At 55.0% G+C, this 20,299-nt stretch carries 14 protein-coding genes and 2 rRNA genes (1 of these 16 cut by a window edge); 5 read left to right on the forward strand and 11 right to left on the reverse strand.

The window, feature by feature from the left end:
- Position 1 precedes the first annotated feature (1 nt).
- Positions 2-2,074, reverse strand: a complete 2,073-nt coding sequence (locus tag AC0L7R_RS16110; RefSeq protein ID WP_473657870.1) for a hydantoinase/oxoprolinase family protein — start codon at positions 2,072-2,074, stop codon at positions 2-4.
- Positions 2,075-2,171: 97 nt separating this feature from the next.
- Positions 2,172-3,077 carry a LysR substrate-binding domain-containing protein gene (locus AC0L7R_RS16115; RefSeq protein ID WP_473657871.1) on the reverse strand — a complete coding sequence of 302 codons (906 nt, stop codon included), beginning with the start codon at positions 3,075-3,077 and terminating at the stop codon, positions 2,172-2,174.
- A gap of 324 nt (positions 3,078-3,401) precedes the next feature.
- On the opposite strand from AC0L7R_RS16115, the gene AC0L7R_RS16120 reads away from it, so the two are divergent.
- Genes AC0L7R_RS16120 through AC0L7R_RS16130 form a run of 3 tightly spaced genes read left to right on the forward strand, consistent with a single transcriptional unit; the run spans position 3,402 to position 6,256 of the window.
- Positions 3,402-4,370, forward strand: a complete 969-nt coding sequence (locus AC0L7R_RS16120; protein ID WP_473657873.1) for an NAD(P)-binding domain-containing protein — start codon at positions 3,402-3,404, stop codon at positions 4,368-4,370.
- Between the two features lie 17 nt (positions 4,371-4,387).
- Positions 4,388-5,116, forward strand: a complete 729-nt coding sequence (locus AC0L7R_RS16125; protein ID WP_473657874.1) for a class II aldolase/adducin family protein — start codon at positions 4,388-4,390, stop codon at positions 5,114-5,116.
- A 30-nt stretch (positions 5,117-5,146) separates the two neighbouring features.
- A complete protein-coding gene (locus AC0L7R_RS16130; RefSeq protein ID WP_473657876.1) occupies positions 5,147-6,256 on the forward strand; it encodes a TauD/TfdA family dioxygenase in 1,110 nt (369 codons plus the stop codon).
- Between the two features lie 69 nt (positions 6,257-6,325).
- Here the strand turns inward: AC0L7R_RS16130 and AC0L7R_RS16135 are convergent, their stop codons facing one another.
- From AC0L7R_RS16135 to AC0L7R_RS16145, 3 genes are read right to left on the reverse strand one after another with little or no spacing between them, the layout of a single operon-like run.
- On the reverse strand, positions 6,326-7,756 hold the full coding sequence (locus AC0L7R_RS16135; protein WP_473657877.1) for an aldehyde dehydrogenase family protein: 1,431 nt from the start codon (positions 7,754-7,756) through the stop codon (positions 6,326-6,328).
- 13 nt (positions 7,757-7,769) lie between these two features.
- Complete coding sequence (locus AC0L7R_RS16140) at positions 7,770-8,978, reverse strand: enolase C-terminal domain-like protein (protein WP_473657878.1); 1,209 nt, start codon at positions 8,976-8,978, stop codon at positions 7,770-7,772.
- Entirely contained in the window at positions 8,975-10,594 is a 1,620-nt protein-coding gene (locus AC0L7R_RS16145; RefSeq protein ID WP_473657879.1) for a GMC family oxidoreductase N-terminal domain-containing protein, read from the reverse strand. Before AC0L7R_RS16145 ends, AC0L7R_RS16140 begins: the two co-directional genes overlap by 4 nt.
- Before the next feature lie 161 nt (positions 10,595-10,755).
- Here AC0L7R_RS16145 and AC0L7R_RS16150 point away from each other — a divergent pair, with 161 nt between their 5' ends.
- Entirely contained in the window at positions 10,756-11,631 is an 876-nt protein-coding gene (locus AC0L7R_RS16150) for a LysR substrate-binding domain-containing protein (protein ID WP_473657880.1), read from the forward strand.
- A gap of 464 nt (positions 11,632-12,095) precedes the next feature.
- On the opposite strand, the gene AC0L7R_RS16155 is transcribed toward AC0L7R_RS16150, so the two are convergent.
- The 4 genes from AC0L7R_RS16155 to AC0L7R_RS16170 form a co-directional block, all read right to left on the reverse strand.
- Positions 12,096-13,205 (reverse strand): TniQ family protein, encoded by a 1,110-nt coding sequence (locus AC0L7R_RS16155; RefSeq protein WP_473657881.1) that lies wholly within the window; start codon positions 13,203-13,205, stop codon positions 12,096-12,098.
- A gap of 196 nt (positions 13,206-13,401) precedes the next feature.
- Positions 13,402-13,998, reverse strand: a complete 597-nt coding sequence (locus tag AC0L7R_RS16160; protein ID WP_473660447.1) for a TniB family NTP-binding protein — start codon at positions 13,996-13,998, stop codon at positions 13,402-13,404.
- Positions 13,999-14,175: 177 nt separating this feature from the next.
- A complete protein-coding gene (locus AC0L7R_RS16165; protein WP_473657882.1) occupies positions 14,176-14,847 on the reverse strand; it encodes a hypothetical protein in 672 nt (223 codons plus the stop codon).
- Between the two features lie 94 nt (positions 14,848-14,941).
- Positions 14,942-16,071 (reverse strand): IS3 family transposase gene (locus AC0L7R_RS16170; protein ID WP_473660431.1). Its coding sequence is split into 2 segments (ribosomal slippage): positions 14,942-15,837 and positions 15,837-16,071, totalling 1,131 coding nucleotides; the frame shifts between segments, so codons are not numbered across the junction.
- Between the two features lie 137 nt (positions 16,072-16,208).
- Here AC0L7R_RS16170 and AC0L7R_RS16175 point away from each other — a divergent pair.
- A complete protein-coding gene (locus AC0L7R_RS16175; protein ID WP_473657883.1) occupies positions 16,209-17,186 on the forward strand; it encodes a DUF2130 domain-containing protein in 978 nt (325 codons plus the stop codon).
- A gap of 377 nt (positions 17,187-17,563) precedes the next feature.
- Here the strand turns inward: AC0L7R_RS16175 and rrf are convergent.
- Together rrf and AC0L7R_RS16185 are read right to left on the reverse strand one after the other, a co-directional pair.
- A 5S ribosomal RNA gene (gene rrf / locus AC0L7R_RS16180) occupies positions 17,564-17,678 on the reverse strand.
- A 101-nt stretch (positions 17,679-17,779) separates the two neighbouring features.
- A 23S ribosomal RNA gene (locus AC0L7R_RS16185) occupies positions 17,780-20,299 on the reverse strand (it continues 320 nt past the right edge of the window).

The following is a 20,299-nucleotide window of genomic DNA, read 5'->3' on the forward strand; positions in this document are numbered from 1 at the left end:
TCTATCCTTTCACGCGTAGGTCGATGCAGCCGTCGGGTTGGCGGGTTGCAACACGCGATGACGGCACGATGATCGTGGTTTCGGCTTCGACAACCACGGCAGGGCCTGCGGACTGCTGTCCTGTCGTCATATCGCCCCGCGAAAACATGTCGGCGACGACGAAGTCGGCGACCGCGGGATCAAACATCTGCCGTTGACCCGCGACCTTTGCGGGTGTCGTCGCTTCTGCTTCGTCGACACGTCCGACGGGTTCAGGTGGTGTCGTTGCATTCACGGACCAGACCGTGATTTCGATATCCATACCAGCGACGGCCCGTCCGAATAACTTGGTGTAATCCGCAATAAAGCGCGCCTCGAATGTGGCGACGTCAGGGTTCATCGCTTGATCTTCCGTCAAGCTGATCGGGATTTCCCAGCCTTGGCCGGAATAGCGCATGTAGACTTTGAATTCCGAAATGATCGGGCTTTGCACATCGCAGTTTCGGACGAAACCTGTGGCTTCGGTTTTCAGATCAGACAGCAGCGTTGTGATTTTCGCGGGGTCGAAGTCCGTCAACCGCATGTAGACAGACCTGTTCGCCTCGAACGAAAACGGTGCGCGCAGAAACCCGATCGCCGATCCCACACCAGCCCCCGGCGGCACCAATAACCGATCAACACCCAGTTTTTCGCACAGCCGTCCCGCGTGCAACGGGGCCGCCCCGCCAAAGGCGATCATCGTGTAGTCTGACAGGTCTTCGCCGTTTTCGACCGCGTGGACCCTTGCCGCGTTTGCCATGTTTTCATCGACCACCTCGGCAACGCCGAAGGCCGCTTGCGCCGCGTCCATGTCCAACGTTTCGCCAATTTCCGTAACAAGGGCTGCAGCCGACGCGTCGCTGTGCAACTGAATTGATCCGCCTGCAAAGTTATCTGGATCCAGCTTACCCAAGACCAAATCCGCATCTGTCACCGCCGGTCTGGCTCCACCGCGACCATAGCATGCTGGCCCCGGTTCGGATCCCGCGCTTTCCGGGCCGACGCGAATCTGCCGCATCGCGTCCACATGCGCGAGCGATCCACCCCCTGCCCCGATTTCCACCATATCGATCACCGGGATCGAAATCGGCATCCCTGATCCTTTTTTGAATCGATAGGTTCGCGCGACTTCGAACACGCGGGATGTCTTGGGTGTTTGGTTTTTGATCAGGCAAATCTTGGCCGTCGTCCCGCCCATGTCGAAGGATAGCACCTTGTCCAAACCGTATCGCGCCGCAATGTGTGCCGCAAAAACAGCCCCGCCTGCCGGTCCTGATTCAACCAATCGGACAGGAAAATCGGCAGCGTTTTCCAGCGATATGATTCCGCCGCCTGAATGCATCAGGAAGATATTGCAGCCGACACCCTCATCCGCCAAACGCCCTTTCAAACGCCCCAAATAGGACTTCATCAACGGCTTGATGTAGGCGTTTGCAACGACCGTATTGAACCGTTCGTATTCGCGCATTTGTGGCGATACCTCGGACGACAGCGATATCATGACGTCCGGCAGCCGGTCGGCCAGCACGTCGCGCACCAGCTTTTCATGGCTGTCGTTCAGGTAGGAATGGATCAACCCGATGGCGACGCTTTCATACCCTGCCCGTGCAATCGCATCGACAACGGGTTCGATATCAGCGCGCGTCAGTGGCTTTAGCTCGGCCCCCGTCGCATCAACCCGCCCAGGCACGGTGTACCGCATCTGACGCGGCAAAAGCGGGTCCGGCAGCACGAGGTTCAAGTCATATTGTTCAAACCGGCTTTCCGTCCGCATCTCGATCACATCACGAAAGCCTTCGGTCGTGATCAGCGCAGTTTTCGCCCCACGCCGTTCGATCAAAGCATTGGTGGCAAGCGTCGTTCCATGAATGATCTGTGTCACGTCCGCAGGCGTCACGCCCGCCTTGCTACAGACCTGATGCATCCCATCGATGATCGCATTTTCAGGCGCAGCATAGGTCGTCAGAACCTTCGTGGAATAGCTTTCGCCATTGGCTTCCAGCACGACGTCCGTGAAGGTTCCGCCGATATCTACGCCCAATCTGACAGATGACATGCTGTTCGCCTTTATGCTGTGATGTCGTCATCCTAGCGGCGCACGCACGATATGTTCCAATTATTTCTGTGAATATCTATGATCAAAATTTATGATCTTATGTGTGATACGTCTCCGCAATCTGCAACGCGATTTGGGCGGCTTGGGCGACGTAACCTGCGACCTTGTCGGCATGGAACCGTGCTGCGACCTGCAGCGGCTTTGCCATCCAGTCAGCATCGATCACGACCAGCCGACCGGCCGCAATGTCGCGCTCGGCCATGGCAAGTGGGACAAGTGCGACCCCCATCCCTTCGACCGCCATTTGCAAGCACGATGATAGGCTGCTGGACGGCACAAACCGCGCCTTGGCGATGCCCGTTTTGTCAGCATGTTCTGTCAGTTCGACAAAAGACTGCGTGTGCCGCGCATGGGTCAATACATTGAACGCAGTCAGGTCTGCGACCGTTTGCTTGCCAGGCAGTGCGGCAGCAATCGTGGGGTCGGCCACCCAACCGTAAAGATAGTCACCAAGCGCGATGGTGCCGGACACGGGCAACGCGAACGGTGCCGTTTGAATAGTTAAATCAAGCGTATGGCTGCTAAGCGCCCGATCCAGATTGCGCGACAAATCAACGGTCAATTCAACCGATATCCCGGGGTATGTTTCCTTGAGTTTGCGCAGATAGGGATGCAACCACGTCCCCGCAATCAGTTCTGTCACGCCGAGCCTTAGGCGATCTTGCATCAAATCAGGACGTTCGGCGATGGTAATCAAATCTTCGGATTGGCGCAGCACGCGGCGGGCGGCTTGCACGATTTCTTCACCCTTTTCAGTCAGCCGCACGGACCCCGCATCCCGCTGCATCAAAATCGTACCTAGCGTCGTCTCAAGCCCAGCGATGCGTGCTGAAATGTTCGGCTGGGTCGTATTCAGGTGCGCAGCCGCTTTGCGAAAGCTGCCAAGGTCGGCGACCCAAACGAGCGCCTCAAGCTGCTTCAAAGTAAAGATGTGTCCAATCATACGTCTATGCATTGCCGATCAACGCCCAGTCGTAAAACGAAAACAGCGGCGTCACAGAAAAAACATTACCCTATTGTCGACGTTCTCAGCGCGCCAGCACGCAGCATCGCCGTCGGGAATCTTCGATGGATTTTTTTTGTTTTTGGCGCTTAGTACATTTTGGAAAAGTGTGCACATAACAGCGCAAAATTGGGTTGTCCTTTTGGGCGGTAGATACGCTTAAGTAAAACGGACCCAAAGCCATTGAATCCGTTGCTTTATATCCGCCCACCCGTCATCGAAAACTGGAGGCTTATGAAGCAGCGGTTCAGGGATTGAAACGATATGAGGATGGGATTTGTAGGGCTTGGGAATGTTGGTAGCAAACTTGCGGGCAGTTTGCTGCGCAATGGGTTTGATCTGACGGTTTGTGATCTCAACCCCGAACTGGTGGCCGGATTTGTCGCCCAAGGCGCAAAAGCTGCGGAAAGCCCTGCGGAACTGATGCAATCCTGCGATGCTGTCATCACCTGTTTGCCATCCCCACAGGCCTGCGCGGCAGTGGTCGAAGCGATGTTGCCGCATGTCGACGACACCAAGATATGGATGGAAATGTCCACCACAGAAGTCTCAGAAGTGAAACGCCTCGCGGCGCTTGTGGCCGAAAAAGGCGGTTCTGCCATCGAATGCCCTGTCTCGGGCGGGTGCCATCGCGCCGATACGGGCAATATCTCGATCTTTGCAGGCTGTGATCGCGCGACGTTCGAACGGATGCTGCCAACTCTGACGACCCTTGGTCGTCGTGTTCTGCATACCGGTGAGATCGGGTCGGCATCGACGCTGAAGGTGATGACAAATTATCTTGCCACCGCCAACTTGCTGACCTGTTGCGAAGCGCTGGTGACGATGAAGGCCGCGGGCATCGATATGAACACGACCTATGAGGCGATGAAAATCAGCTCTGGGACATCCTTTGTGCATGAAACCGAAAGCCAGTTGATCTTGAATGGATCGCGCGACGTGTCCTTTACGATGGACCTTGTGAAAAAGGACATTGGCCTGTTCCAATCTCTGGCTGAGGCCGCAAATGTGCCGCTGGAAATCAGCCCCCTGTTGGTTGAGATTTTTGATGACGGGATTGCAAAATACGGCGAACGGGAACTGTCGCCGAATATCATTCGCCGCCTCGAAGATGCCACCGGTCTGAAGATCACAGCACCCGGTTTCCCGACTGAGCTGGTCGATGACGAACCCGAGGAGGCCGGCTACGAGGTTATCCCGACGGGCCTGTCAAAACCTGTGTTGGCGCGCTGACCATGGGGGGCGCAAACATGGAACACTGGGCCGAACGGACCGACCTTGCCGCGAGTTTTCAATGGGCCGCCCGCCTGAACATGCACGAAGGGGTGGCCAATCACTTCAGCCTCGCGGTGAATGAGGACGGCACGCAGTTCTTGATCAATCCCAATCAGGTGCATTTCTCGAACATCCGCGCGTCCGACTTGCTGATGCTCGATGCCAATGACCCTGACGTGTTGACCGGCCCCAATGCGCCCGATCCCACCGCATGGGGTCTACATGCATCGATCCACCGGCAATGCCCGCATGCGCGGTGTGTGATGCACACACATTCCATTTGGGCGACCGTATTGGCCTGTCTGGACGACAGCACTCTGCTGCCGATCGATCAAAATACTGCGACTTTCTACAATCGTTATGTTGTCGATGATGCCTTTGGCGGACTTGCGTTCGAGGACGAAGGTATCCGTTGTGCGAAAATGCTGTCTGATCCAGCCAAGAAAGTCATGGTAATGGGCAATCACGGTGTTCTCGTGGTTGGGACGTCGGTCGCAGACACGTTCAACCGCCTTTATTATTTCGAACGCGCCGCCGAGACCTTTATTCGTGCACTACAGACAGGCCAAAAACTGCGAGTTCTGTCCGATGAAATTGCGGAGAAAACGGCCCGTGAACTTGATGATTACCCCGGTCAGGCCGAAGCGCATCTGCGCGAAATCCGACGACGTTTGGATGCAGAAAACAACATCTACGCTCAGTAACCAACGACCTCTAAAAATGAGATAGAGATTATGACTCAGACACAGTTTGATCTTCAAGAGACCGGAGTGGTGATCCCGCTTTCCAATGGTCCCAAATACTTCAATTATTACTGGCTGCGCGACGCGAGCACGTCGAGCATTGACCCACAAACCCGTGAGAGGGTGTTTGATGTGTCCCAGCTCGCAAGTGCGCCAAAGGCAAAGTCACTGGCCTTTCGGGAAGACGCGCTGGTGATCGATTGGGAAACAGAAGACACCCCTAGCGAAGTTCCTATTCATCTTCTTGAAGACATTGCCACCACGGGTCGTCCCGCTGATGTAGCCGCCTTGCCGCGGCGCGTTTGGTATAATGACCACCTGCCCAAGATCAAACGTGTCGCGCAGGCAGAGGTTATCGACACAGCCGCAGGCCGCGTAGCCCTGACGCGGGCTCTTATCGAAGACGGGATCGCCATCGTCACGGACATGGAGCCGACGGAGGAAAGCCTTCCCAAATTGGTCGAGGCAATCGGCCCAGTTACACCGTCAGGTGAAGGCCTATTCTTTAACGTTCGCGTTGAAATCAACCCAACCAATCTGGCGTTCACGGCTGGTCCGCTTGAGATGCACACCGACCTTCCCGGTGAGGAAGCAGCACCCGGCGTTCAGTTCCTGCACTGCATCGAAAATACCGTTGATGGGGGGGCATCCCTGTTCTTGGATGGTATCGCCGTCGCCATGGCGCTGAAAGAGGAAGATCCGGCCGCATTTGACCTGCTCGCGTCCCACAAAATTCCGTTCTTCTACCGCCATGAAAAGATTGATTATCTTTCCCACCAACGGGTCATTGAAACCGATCAGGATGGGAACGTGACAGGGGTGACGATTTCCCAGCACCTGCAGGACAACATGGACCTGCCGCAAGAGCTGTTGGATATCTATTATCCCGCGTTCATCAAGTTCATCCGCATGATGCAAGACGACCGTTTCGTGATGAAATTCCGGTCCGAGGCGGGCAATTGCATTGTCTTTGACAATCACCGCATCGTGCATGGCCGCGAAGGCTATGTTGCCGAAAGCGGAAGCCGCCATTTGCGCGGCTGTTATACCGACCGTGCTGCAATGCGCAGCACCTATCGGATCGCGGCCAAAGCGCTGTAAGTTCGGTTATTATCAATAGAAAACGGCGCGGAAATCTCCGCGCCGTTTTTTGTTTGTCAGGGCTTGGCCTTATAGCGCGAAGGGCGGACGCACCTTCACCTCGAGGTAATCCTCAAGGCCAAACACGCCGCCTTCGCGCCCGTTGCCAGACTGTTTATAGCCCCCGAACGGAGACCCGTAATCCGGCCCGCGCCCGTTGATTTGGATCGTCCCTGCACGCAGACGACGCACGACGCGTGATACGCGCGCCTCATCGCCGGATTGCACATAGGCGGCCAGACCGTAATCAGTATCGTTGGCCATCGTGATCGCGTCTTCTTCGCTGTCAAAAGGCGTGATCACCAGCACAGGGCCAAAGATTTCCTCGCGGGAAATGCGCATATCGTGGTTAACATCATAAAAGATCGTAGGCTTCACGAACCAGCCGTCTTCAAGACCATCGGGCTTGCCCAGACCGCCGACCAGCAGCTTGGCCCCCTCATCGATCCCAACTTGGATCATGGCCTGCACACGATCGTATTGGATCTTGTCAAACAAGGGGCCGATGTGATCGCCGGGCTGAGCAGGATCGCCGACCTTTTGTGCTTCCCCTGCCGTTTTGGCGAGTTTTAGAACCTCGTCGTAACAGCTGCGCTCTACAAGAAGGCGAGTGGGCGCATTGCAAGACTGGCCCGTGTTGTAAAAACAGCCCTCGACACTTTCGGTGACACGTTTGGGCAGGTCAGCATCCGCGAACACAAGGTTGGGTGATTTACCGCCAAGCTCAAGCGTGACACGTTTGATATCGCTGGCGGCGTCGCGTGACACGGCAGTGCCCGCGCGGGTCGATCCGGTGAAGGACATCATGTCGATATCGGGGTGTTGCGACATGGCGGAGCCAACGCTAGGGCCATCCCCCTGCACAAGATTGAAGACACCGGCGGGGTATCCGGCGGCTTCAACAATTTCGGCGTAGATTTGCGCGGAAATCGGTGTGTGCTCTGACGGTTTCAGTACACAGGTCGCGCCCGTCGCAAGCGCTGGTATGACCTTAAGCGCGATCTGGTTGATCGGCCAGTTCCAAGGTGTGATCAAGCCGCAAACGCCGATCGGTTCGCGGGTGATGATGTCGCCGTTTGGCAAGATCTCTTCGTCTTCCATCGCCTCAAGCGCCTTGATGAAATCATCAAGGTGGCCAAGTCCGGAATCGGCCTGCACCTCAAGCGACATCGTCGCAGGTGCGCCCATTTCAGCAGTCATCGCGGCGGCGAGGTCGCCAAGTCGGGCTTTGGTTTCGACGCGCAGCTTGTGCAAAAGCGCAAGGCGCTCTTCTTTCGTCGTCATTGAGTACGTCTCAAACGCGCGTTTGGCGGCGGCCACAGCACGGTCGACATCGGTGCTGTTGCCCATGCTCACCGTGCCGATTTGCGCAGCGGTGGCGGGGTTCATGATCGGCATTGTGGCATCAGACGCCGGATCAACCCAAGCGCCATCAATGTAGAATTTATCAAGTGTCAGCATAAGGTTTCCTGTCTCAGGGTGTGATAGGTGTTTGCGCCATTTCAAGGTGAAGCTTTGTCCCCTCGTATGGCATTGTTGCGATGGCAGCATCGTCAAGTTCCAACCCCAAACCGGGGGTGGTTGGCGGAATAATATAGCCGTTGTCCCATGTGATCCCGCCTGTCACGGCAGACATATACGGCCCATCAAAAGTTCCAATGCTTTCAAGGATCAGAAAATTCGGGGTGCAGGTGGCGATTTGAATGTTGGCCGCCGCGACGATGGGTCCACAATAAAGGTGCGGCGCGATCTGGGCCGACCGCGTTTCCGCCATCGACGCGATCTTCTTGGCCTCCAGAAGGCCGCCGACACGTCCCAGATTAATTTGCAGGATCGACGCGGCGCTAACCTCGAGCATTCTGGCGAACTCGTGCTTGGTGCACAGCCGTTCACCGGCCGCCACGGGGATGGATGTAAATGCGGCGACCTGTGCCATATCAGCAGGGTTTTCGGGCGGAATAGGTTCTTCGAACCACAACGGATCGAACGGTTCAATCGCGCGGGCCATACGTTTCGCGCCCGATACCGTGAACTGCCCATGGGTGCCGAACAATAGGTCCGCGCGTGTCCCAACAGCCGCGCGGATTTCGCGGCAGAACGCGGCACTTAGCGCGATATTATCCAGACCAGGCTGGCGACCATCATAGATAGAAAACGGCCCCGCGGGGTCGAATTTTAGGGCGGTAAAACCTTGGCCTGCCATCCCAAGCGCTACTTCGGCGGCGATGGCGGGATCATTGTAGGCATTAGGCGTGTCAGGGTCAGGATACACATCGCCGCTGGCGGGATAGATGTAGGAATAGCTGCGCAAACGATCATTCACGCGCCCGCCAAGCAGCTCATAAACTGGTTTGTCTGCGGCTTTCCCAACAATATCCCAACATGCCATTTCCAAGCCGCTGAACACGCCCATCACGCTGACATCTGGCCGTTGGGTGAACCCCGCACCGTAGGATTTGCGAAACAACGCCTCGATGTGGTGGGGGTCTGCGCCGTCAAAATGACGGTCGAACATATCACGAGCCATGGCGCAGCAGATGTCGGGCCCAAAGGTCGCGTTGTAGATTTCACCAACGCCTGTAATACCGCAAGTGGTCGTTATGCGGACAAAGATAAAGTACCGACCACCATGGCGCGGCGGCGGGTTGCCCACCACAAAGGTTTCAAGGTTCGTAAGTTTCACGAGGCATCCTCCAGGATCAGATCGGCGGCACGCATGGCCAGCATCATTGTTGGGGCGTTGGTATTTCCAGACGTAATATTTGGGAAAGCCGAGGCATCCACGACACGTACACCCCCTACCCCATGCACCCGCAAACGGGCATCCAGAACCGACGTCTGATCATCGCGCCCCATCCGACAAGTGCAGGTGGGGTGATAGACGGTCGACGCGCGTTGTTTGAAATCAGCCAGCAAGCCATCGTCGTCCAGCGCCATCAGATCGGGCGCCTTGGCCCGCAATGTGACGGCCTTGAGGCTGTCGGCCGCTGCAAATCTCTGCAGGACTTTACCTGCTTGAATGGCAGCGCTTTTATCTACGTCCGTCGAGAGGGAATTAGGCTGGATGCTGGGGGCAACGCGTGGATCGGGCGACACGATCTCGATGCGGCCCCTACTGGTCGGGCGACAGGGCTGAGCGGAGATTTGAAACCCGGGGGTACGGTCAAGTACCGCTTTGCCCGAGGGCGTCATCGCAAAGGAAGCCGGATTAAAATACATCTGCATGTCCGGGAAGCGATTGTCGGGGGAAGAACGGACAAACCCACCAACCTGATTGACCGGTACGGACAGTGGGCCTGATCGCGTCAGCAGATATTTCGCCCCCATCATCAGCTTACGCAGCATCCCGCCCAACTGCGTGTTGAGCGTCGGTTCGGTTGCGGCGAATTGATAGGAAACAGCCAAATGGTCCTGCAATCCGTGTCCAACTTCCGGCAGGTCGCGCACGACCGAAATACCGTGGGATTTCAGCAATGCGGCCGGACCAATACCGGACAGTTGCAGTAGTTTCGGTGAATTGATCGCACCAGCACACAGGATGACCTCTTTGCGTGCAGTAATCTGACGGGTCTGTCCCCCGCGCACGAAGGCCGCCCCAGTGACCTTTCCGCCCGCCACCGATAGGCGGGTGACATCGGCATCGCGGATGATCGCCAAATTCTGACGCCGCTTTGCGGATCGCAAAAACGCATCCGCCGCAGACCACCGAAAACCGCCGCGCACCGTGCTGCGATAATAGCCTATGCCCTCAGCCCCATCCGTGTTCAGGTCGTCGACCACTTCGTAACCGACATCGCGGCCTGCGTTCAAAAAGGTATCCGAAAACGGCATCATTCGGTCTGACAGGTCCGACACCCAGACCGGGCCCGTACCACGGGTGCTGCGGCCGGTCGGTGTAAGTTCGCTGTGGGTTTCCATGCGGTCAAACACTGCACGCACGTTGTCCCAGTGCCAGCCCGTGGCGCCCGCCTGCGACCAATCATCGAAATCCTGCGGCAGACCTCTTATGTAGGTCATCGCGTTTATCGAACTCGACCCGCCGATGACCCGCCCTCTGGGCCAACTGATCGAACGGGCGTTCAGTCCTTCGTCCGCCTCGGTGCGATATCCCCAATTCAATTTCGGGTTTGCGACGTTAATGGCATAGCCCAACGGAACCTTAACCCAGAACCGCGCATCGCTCCCCCCGCTTTCGAGCAGTGCAACCGTGAACTTACCGCTCTCGGATAGCCGGTTCGCCAACACGCAACCGGCAGATCCCGCGCCCACAATGACGTAATCAAATTCACAGGTATCCAAGGTCTACGCCCGCCTTTCTAAGAGCCGCCAAAAAAGCGGACCAGAGACGCCTGCGCAAACAAACAAACTTGCGGCTTAGGCCTAAATTTGATTGTGCATGCAGGGTTGATTGGCAATACAGATGCAGGCAACTGTGGCAGAAGAACGATTGGGATATCGCCATGAGACGCCTTCCGCATGTGACTTGGCTGAGCACCTTTGAAGCTGCCGCGCGGCATGGATCTTTTGCCGCCGCTGCGGATGAGTTAAATCTCACGCCCGCAGCAGTCAGCCAGCATATCAAGCTGCTCGAAGAAACGCTCGAGATGAAGTTGTTCAAAAGGCTACCGAAAGGCGTCGAGTTGACAGACATCGGGCAGGCCTACGCCCAACCTGTACGACAATCCTTTGTCGATCTTCAAACCGCGACAGATGGGCTGTTCCAAACCAAGAAACAAACGACACTGCATGTCCGTGCGTCAATCTCGTTCGGTGTGATCGTTCTGGCCCCCAGATTGCACGAGTTTCGCGCCTTGCACCCCGAGATCAACGTCGTGGTCTCGACCACCGTGTGGTCGGACCGGCTGAATGACGCGACGATTGATGTGGATGTTCGCTATGGCAATGGCGATTGGCCAGAACGGGATATTTGGCAGCTCAGACGCGGTCAGGCGTCTCTAATCTGCAGCCCTCAGGTTGCCGATGCGCTACAAAGGGATCCGACCCAACTTAAGGCCGCAGACATTGTTAGTATTGTCGGTTCCGAAAACGACTGGCCGCGTATGTTCGGCGAATTAGGGCTGAAAAGCGTGGTGCCTTCGACTTGGCTGTCAGTTGAATCCTCGCTGCTTGCGCTCGAAAGTGTCACAGCAGGGCGCGGTATCGCAATTGTCGATACTTTGTTCACAAAGAACTACGTCAATCGAGGCGATTTAGTTGTTCCCTTCGAAGAAGCCGTCCCCACCAGCCAGAACTTCTATCTGGTCGCCTCCCCAGATCGCAAAATCCGGTCTGCAGTCGCATGCTTTCACGATTGGATCGGCTCTATTGTAAGGTAAAAGAGCTAGAAGCCATCTTATTGTTATCTTGATCAGCTGATTTACGATCGCACCGAGGCTCAGTTTGCCGACCCTGATCATTGAAGTAAAATTGGCACATTGGCTAAATTCAGTTCTTGGAAAGAATTTAGCCGATGGCAATTTCATGAGTACAGATTGGCACCCGCTAGGGCCAAATTGCAATATTCATGGGCATAGCTGTGGACCCCCCATAACTTGGCCACCTTCTGAAACATCATATTGTTTTCATTTAGTAATTTATACCCATCGGCGGCCAAAATGACCACTTACACATATCAAATGGCTATCGAAAGTTTCAAAAAAGCCGCCCGAAGGGGGCATTTTCAATGATCTAGGAACATCTTCTTCAAATAATGACATTCAGGACATCCAGGATCGAATCTCATCGGAAGCACTGTCAGGCGGATTTGCGATACAGGCCATAATCTCAGCTGGCGCAACCATCAACCCGCTGAAACCATGTTTGCCCGCTCAATGAGAGGTTTCGCCAGTGCATAATCAGCTACGACATTGCGAGCGCCGTCGAAAACGCCCGCCAACCGCAAGATCTTTGTCAGCGTCTTCGAATGCAGGCCCTCTGCTGACGCAATTAAGGTTACGCTGGCGAGACGCGGAGCAGTGACGTGCTTTCCCAAAAGAAATTGCCCCGGCACCAACGGCACATTTTCGATAATGACCTCCCGTACGATATCGCGGATCGGCCCAAGGTCCTTTGAGAGGCGGCTGGCAAACAGCCACCCATAAAGCATGCCAAATGAATTTCTCGGACTCGGATGACCATTCATTTTGACTGCGGACAGGAGTTTCTTGCGCAGGAAATCGCGGATAGCAGCATCACCATCCAGCACCAAGCGCCAAGCAGCCCGACCAGCCGTGTCCCACATATCCTCAGTCATTTCGGCAGCCTTCTGATCTGGGCCAAACGTCATCAACCCACCCAACATCTCAGCTGCGCGACAGGCCTGATCAATCGCTTGTCCATCCAACCAAGCTGGGCCGGACACCCCCTCGAAACGATCTTCGAGGTAGCTCTGCAATGGAGATGGTTGCCGTACCAGACTACTGCAGGCCGCCGACATAGCGCCATGCATCGCCTGAACCTCGTGCAGCATGTCAGTCCATCTGCCGATCCGCACATCGGTCAAAGCGATACTGTGTTTGCGGCAAGCCCGGACAGGCCCCAACCGCCAGTGTAGGCGGTGCCGCATGACTGCATTAGGCCAGGTTTGCCCATCGCAGTCCTCATTCAGGCAGAGCGGGCAGAACCGTGTTACGACGCCGGTCGTTAGCTCAGCCGAAAACTCCATATCGCGAAGCCTGTAACGCCTCTTGCCCATAGCCGTTATGGTGACAGGGGCTGGGTCCTGCCCGGCCCTCGCACAGAGCCGTTCGACAGCCTCCGATTTACCACAGGCAAGGTCTGCAGCAGGGATCTCAAGAGCATTGAGGAACGGGACGACGCGGCCTCCCGTACGGAAGGCCGCTTGGCGTGATGCCCATGACATTGGCGTTTCATCATGTTGAAGCGGAAGATGAGGAAATAAAGTCGACATATCCTTCACCCCTTCCGTTTCCGACGCGATCTCGGCGCCTGCACGCCATCCTCCGCATCGGGGTCCAAAACATGATAAGCCTCGGCATAAAAGACGTTCTGAGACGCTGAGCAGGCCTCATTCATTGCATAAACTGATGCGAAATGGTCGATGGACAGGAACGCATCATCGCATTCGATCGCGAATTCCATAGCCATCAGCAAAAGCTCAATGGCGCGTCCAAAGCGATACCGTGTGCGTGGAAAATGCGCCCGATCAGTTCCGCCTCAACCGGCGGCTCCAATCCAACCCGCCCGCAGTAATCGGCCATCACAGCGCGAAACATGTCGCCATGAACCGTCTCGACTAACTCGGGAAGGACCATCGCCGTAAAACGGCGTTTGACTTGCGGGTCCGTACGGATGACTTCAGCCAACTCTTCTGTACCGGACAAGACGACCGCGACCGCGTTGTCGCCCTGCATAAGAGATTTTAACGCGCGTAGGATGAGTTTACGGTCCGCGCAGAAAAGGTCCTGCGCTTCGTCGATCCAAACGACTGCAGTGCCCAGCATGCTGAGCCTGTGCCGAAACATCTGCCAAAGAGACCATGCCTCGCGACGGAGATTTGCACCTTCGAACCCGGAAACTTCCAGCAAAGCCAACACCATGCTCTTGAAAGTTGCAGGACTGGGAACTGGGCATGCAAACAGTGGACGTGTATTGGCGGTGTCCTCCAATACCTGACCAACCTTGGTCAAAGTCCGGTCCATGAGGTGTGATTTCCCGCTCCCGGGCGCACCCACTAGCATCATCCCGCGGGTCTCACCGGTCCCGGTAAGTTGTCGAGCTTTAGCAACAAGGCTGCCTTCCTCATCGCGCTGCAGAAGACGACTAATGTGCCGGGACGCGTCGGCATCCCAATCAAGACCGATGTAGAAGGCCACGTACGGCTTCCAATGCCGCTTCCTTGGATACGAAATCTCTCATGATTAGTCCTCCTCGACGGTGAAGCTGGATGGTTTGGCAGGCAGGTCACCGGCTTTGGCACCCCTACTTTTCTTGGATGCGCGATGGTCCAGTGGAACGCCGGTCTGCTCCTCGAAACTTGGGATGTGATGGCCCAACTCAGCTTTCTGCTGAGCTGGTTCCTTGCGTTCGAAGAATTCGATACCGGCCAGTAAATTACTTTCCACTTTCGACATACGCTCCTCAGACCAGTTCTGAAGGTTCAGACCAGAAGCGAGCTTTGCCTGCTCATTGCGCTCATGAAAGCTCAATCTCACATTTTCATGGTTGTGTTTGATCGACGGTTTTTCAAGTGAGAGATAACCGCGCACCTCTTTCATCATCAATCCAATGGCTTCCGGGCCCATGCGACTGGAGCGGTTCCCGCGACCATCAATCCGATCAACAAGCCCCCCACGACCAAACTTGTTCATCGCGGCAATCCAGCGGCGCAATGTCCGAGGAGATGGGCATTCACTGAGGTCCTCAGCCTTCGTAAGCTCTTGCTTTTTGGAAGCATTTAGATTGTCTGCCAGCTTAGAAGCCCGACCAATAAGCGCATACTCGTTGGCCTTGATGCACTCGTCGGTAAACTTCAGCAATCCTTCACTGTGCATGTCGAGCGCAGCCTGACCAAATTCTTCTCTTTTGGTCATGCCGATCTTACTGCCGCCAACGAGACCACAGGTTGACGTAGTTACTTGCAACTAGCTGGACCTGTCACGCTTTAGTGCCGCCCGAGGTACTTGTTTAAGCCACTTTCCGTTCGAATTCGACGGGGCTTTTCCAACCCAGTGCTGAGTGCCGACGGCGTGGGTTGTAGAAGCCATTGATGTATTCGAAGATTGCCATCTCAGCCTGCCGCCGTTTTTCCCATGATCGCCGCCAGATCAGCTCGGCCTTGATGGTTTTGAAGAAGGTCTCGACTGCTGCATTGTCATAGCAATTACCCTTCCCAGACATCGACACCATGAACCCATGCTGGCGCAGGATCTTCTGATAATCGTGAGAACAATATTGCGACCCACGATCTGTGTGATGGATGCAGCCTTTCGGCGGTGATCTGAAGGCTATGGCCATGTTCAGCGCACGGATCGCCAGGTCGCGCTTCATACGATTGCTTACCGCCCAGCCAATGATACGGCGTGAATGTAGGTCAAGGATCACCGCAAGATAAAGCCAGCCCTCTCGGGTCCAAACATAGCTGATATCGCCCGCCCATTTCTGGTTCGGTTGGTCAGCCACAAAATCCTGATCCAGCAGGTTTGGCGCAATATTGAACTTGTGATCGCTGTCGGTGGTCACCTTGTGTTTGCGGGTTCTGACAACGGATATGCCGTTCTGGCGCATCAAACGGGCCACACGGCGATGACCGACGTTCAGGCCGATCTCCTTCAACTCTTCGGTCATTCGAGGTCTGCCGTAGCTGCCAAGACTGAGACGCGATTGTTCTTTGATATGTGCCAGCGTCACCAGATCAAACCGCTGTCTGCGGCTTGCAGGTCGGCTGCGGAAGGTACGTAAACCGCGGGGACTGACAGCCATTACACGACACATCAGATCAATGGAAAACGCAGATCGGTGTTCTTCGATGAACTTAAACCTCACGGCTTTTGGCTCGCAAAGAAAACCGTGGCCTTTTTTAACACTTCCCTTTCCTCCTTGAGAATCCGGTTCTCACGCCGAAGCCGGTCATTCTCTTGGGCAAGGCTTAAATCCTCTTTCGATACCACATCCGTATCTCGGTGGGCTGTGATCCATTTGTTCAGCGTCGACATCCCGACACCTAGATCATCCGCCACCTGTTTCCACGTAAGCCCGCTGGTCAGTGCGATCCGCACTGCATCTTGGCGGAATTCGTCCGTCCGTTTCAGTCTAATAGTCAGTCTCCTTTGGTGCAGTAAATGCTATCAAAGGAGCGGCATCAAACCGCGACAGGTCCAAGATCACACCGGTGCTGGAGACGCATTCAGTTCCGTGGTAGATGAAACGTTCTCCAAATTGTTAAGGTGAACGCATGTCCGAGTTGAAGATCCAGTGTCCGAAGTGTTCCAACGAAATCGAACTGACTGAGCAATTGGCAGGCCCAATGCTGGCTGATTTACGGGCATCGTTCAACGATGAGTTGGCCAAGCGAGAGACGCAAGCAACCAAGGCGTTGGCTGCTGCACAAACGCAGGCCAAGGACATTGCTAAAGCCGAGAGCTCTGTTGAGCAGGCGGCCTTACAAGACCGAATCAAGGCGCAAGATGAAAAGCTGAAAGTGGCGCAGGCTGCCCAAACCGCCGCGCTGAAACGTGAGCAAGAGCTTAAGGATAAAGAAGCCGAGATGGAGCTGAAGTTGCAAAAGATGCTCGCAGCGGTACGCCCGGCTTTGGCTGAGAAATTATCCCGCGAGGCAGACGAAAAGGCCGGATTGAAACTGGCTGAGCAAGCGCAGGTAATGGAAGGCATGAAGCGCCAGATCGAAGCACTTAAGCAGAAGTCCGAACAGGGATCGATGCAGACTCAAGGCGAAGCGGCTGAAATCGTTCTTGAGGAAACCTTAGGCGCGGCGTTTCCGATCGACGGGTTTGTGCCGGTGGCTAAAGGGGTCAGTGGGGCGGATGTGCGCCAAGATGTGACTGGGCCAAACGGTGTTGCGGGCAGTATTCTGTGGGAAAGCAAACGCACGAAGAACTGGACAGCCGGTTGGCTTGCTAAATTGCGCGATGACCAAAGGGCGTCCGGATGTGAGGTTGCAGTGATAACGTCCTATGCCTTGCCCGAGGGGGTTGATAGCTTCGGTATGGTCGACGGCATCTGGGTCTGTGCGCCGCGTTTTGCGGTACCGCTGGCGACATCGCTGCGTCAGACATTGGTTTCACTTGCACGAGTCAAATTTCCTAACGTACTGTCGCCAACCACGATCTCGAACGAGCGATCTATCTTTGAGGGTTTGCCAAGTCGATTTTTTGCGTCAGTCGACATCCACATACATCTCGCTGGCCGTTAGTCGCGCCGCTTGTTTTACCTATTATTTATTCGTGAGATTTTTGGATTAATCGTCGAGAGATGCGGGTGGCTTCTTATTGGATTTGGCAGTGACTTACTCTCCCACGCCTTAAGACGCAGTACTATCCGCCGACCGACAGGCGTTTGCTTGCCAAACGCCGTAAGGGGGCGCAGCGGCACTTAACTGCCGAGTTCGGGATGTGATCGGGTGTTTTGTCCCTTTCAAAAAACCACTGTGTTTTTTGAAGGCGTAGGAAGGTTACTTTGCTTGCAAAGTGACAGCTACTCAGACGTTATGACCACTGTCGTGTTTTCGAGTTTGATTGTTGGATTGGTATTTTTATCGTTGAGAGATACTTTTTTGACGTTGCTCATTAGATTTGGCAGTGACTTACTCTCCCACGCCTTAAGACGCAGTACCATCAGCGCAGCGGCACTTAACTGCCGAGTTCGGGATGGGATCGGGTGTTTTGCTCGCGCTATGACCACCAAATCAAATGAACAACGTCAGAGAGTTCCAAGTCGCGTACGACTGCATGGTTGTGTGTGTATGTATCATGATTTTAATTCAGTAAAGTCAGACTATTACTGGATCAAATCAAGCCTATCGGACCATTAGTACCAGTCAACTGAACGCATTGCTGCGCTTACATCTCTGGCCTATCGACGAGGTGGTCTACCTCGGTCCTCAGGGATACCTTGTTTTGAGGGGGGCTTCCCGCTTAGATGCCTTCAGCGGTTATCCTGTCCGATCATAGCTACCCTGCACTGCCGTTGGCACGACAACAGGTCCACCAGTGGATCGTTCACCCCGGTCCTCTCGTACTAGGGGCAACTCCTCTCAAGTATCCTACACCCACGGAAGATAGGGACCGAACTGTCTCACGACGTTCTAAACCCAGCTCACGTACCTCTTTAAACGGCGAACAGCCGTACCCTTGGGACCTGCTCCAGCCCCAGGATGAGATGAGCCGACATCGAGGTGCCAAACGGTGCCGTCGATATGGACTCTTGGGCACCATCAGCCTGTTATCCCCAGCGTACCTTTTATCCGTTGAGCGATGGCCCTTCCACTCGGGACCACCGGATCACTATGGCCGTCTTTCGACTCTGCTCGACTTGTCAGTCTCGCAGTCAGGCTGGCTTCTGCCATTGCACTCAACGAGCGATTTCCGACCGCTCTGAGCCAACCTTCGCGCGCCTCCGTTACAATTTGGGAGGCGACCGCCCCAGTCAAACTACCCACCACGCAGGGTCCCGGATCCGGATAACGGACCGCGGTTAGACATCAAACAGAATAAGGGTGGTATCTCAAGGGAGGCTCCACCGAGACTAGCGTCCCGGTTTCAAAGCCTACCACCTATCCTGCACATACTGTGTCTGATGCCAATGCGAAGCTATAGTAAAGGTGCATGGGGTCTTTCCGTCTAACCGCGGGGAGCCTGCATCTTGACAGGCAATTCAATTTCGCTGAGTCCACATTTGAGACAGCGGGGAAGTCGTTACGCCATTCGTGCAGGTCGGAACTTACCCGACAAGGAATTTCGCTACCTTAGGACCGTTATAGTTACGGCCGCCGTTTACCTGGGCTTCAATTCGGAGCTTGCACTCCTCCTTTTAACCTTCAGGCACCGGGCAGGCGTCAGACCCTATACGTCGTCTTGCGACTTCGCAGAGCCCTGTGTTTTTAGTAAACAGTCGCCACCCCCTGGTTTGTGCCCCCGGCAAAAACTTGCGTTCTCACCGGGCCTCCTTCTCGCGAACTTACGGAGGTATTTTGCCGAGTTCCTTAAATGTGGTTCTCTCAAGCGCCTTGGTATTCTCTACCAGTCCACCTGTGTTGGTTTAGGGTACGATCTCATGGAGGGCTATTTCCAGGAACCTCTCAACGGCCTCCCCAATCCGATAAGGGGAAACAATCTTCGAGATCCGTCACATCCTCCTGGCCCAGGAATATTAACCTGGTTCCCATCGACTACGCCTTTCGGCCTCGCCTTAGGGGTCGGCTTACCCTGCTCAGATTAGCTTTAAGCAGGAACCCTTGGACTTTCGGCGAGGGAGTCTCTCACTCCCTTTGTCGCTACTCATGTCATCATTCTCACTAGTGATCTCTCCACCGGATCCCTCACAGGCCGGCTTCACAGAAAGCACCATAACGATCACAACACCCAAAGGTGCTGATATCGTCAGGTACTATGTCACACTACGCTCTGCTACCATGCACTATGTGCATCCTAGACTTCGGCTCATGGCTTGAGCCCCGTTACATCTTCGCCGCAGGACAACTTATTTAGACCAGTGAGCTGTTACGCTATCTTTAAAGGATGGCTGCTTCTAAGCCAACCTCCTGGTTGTTTTGGTCGTCCCACCTGCTTTCCCACTTAGCCATGAATTAGGGGCCTTAGTCGTAGGTCAGGGTTGTTTCCCTCTCCACAACGGACGTTAGCACCCGCTGTGTGTCTGCCGGATATTACTCCTCGGTATTCGGAGTTTGGTTAGGATCAGTAAGACGGTGAGTCCCCATTACCCATCCAGTGCTCTACCCCCGAGGGTATTCGTCCGACGCTCTACCTAAATAGATTTCGCAGAGAACCAGCTATCTCCGAGTTTGATTGGCCTTTCACCCCTAGGCACACCTCATCCCGACCTTTTTCAACAGGTGTGGGTTCGGACCTCCAGTTAGTGTTACCTAACCTTCATCCTGGACATGCCTAGATCACTCGGTTTCGGGTCTGATCCATCTAACTCATGCGCCCTATTAAGACTCGCTTTCGCTGCGCCTACACCTAACGGCTTAAGCTTGCTAGATAGACCAAGTCGATGACCCATTATACAAAAGGTACGCTGTCAGGCCGCATGGGCCCTCCAACTGATTGTAGGCGTTCGGTTTCAGGTACTGTTTCACTCCCCTCGTCGGGGTGCTTTTCACCTTTCCCTCACGGTACTGGTTCGCTATCGGTCAGTAAGGAGTACTTAGCCTTCGAAGGTGGTCCTCCGATGTTCAGACAGAATTTCACGTGTTCCGCCCTACTTAATACGTCCTATCATGCTTCTTATACGGGACTATCACCCACTATGGTTGCGCATTCCAACGCATTCTAATCACACTCAAGG

Source organism: Yoonia sp. D2-7, from assembly GCF_055809435.1.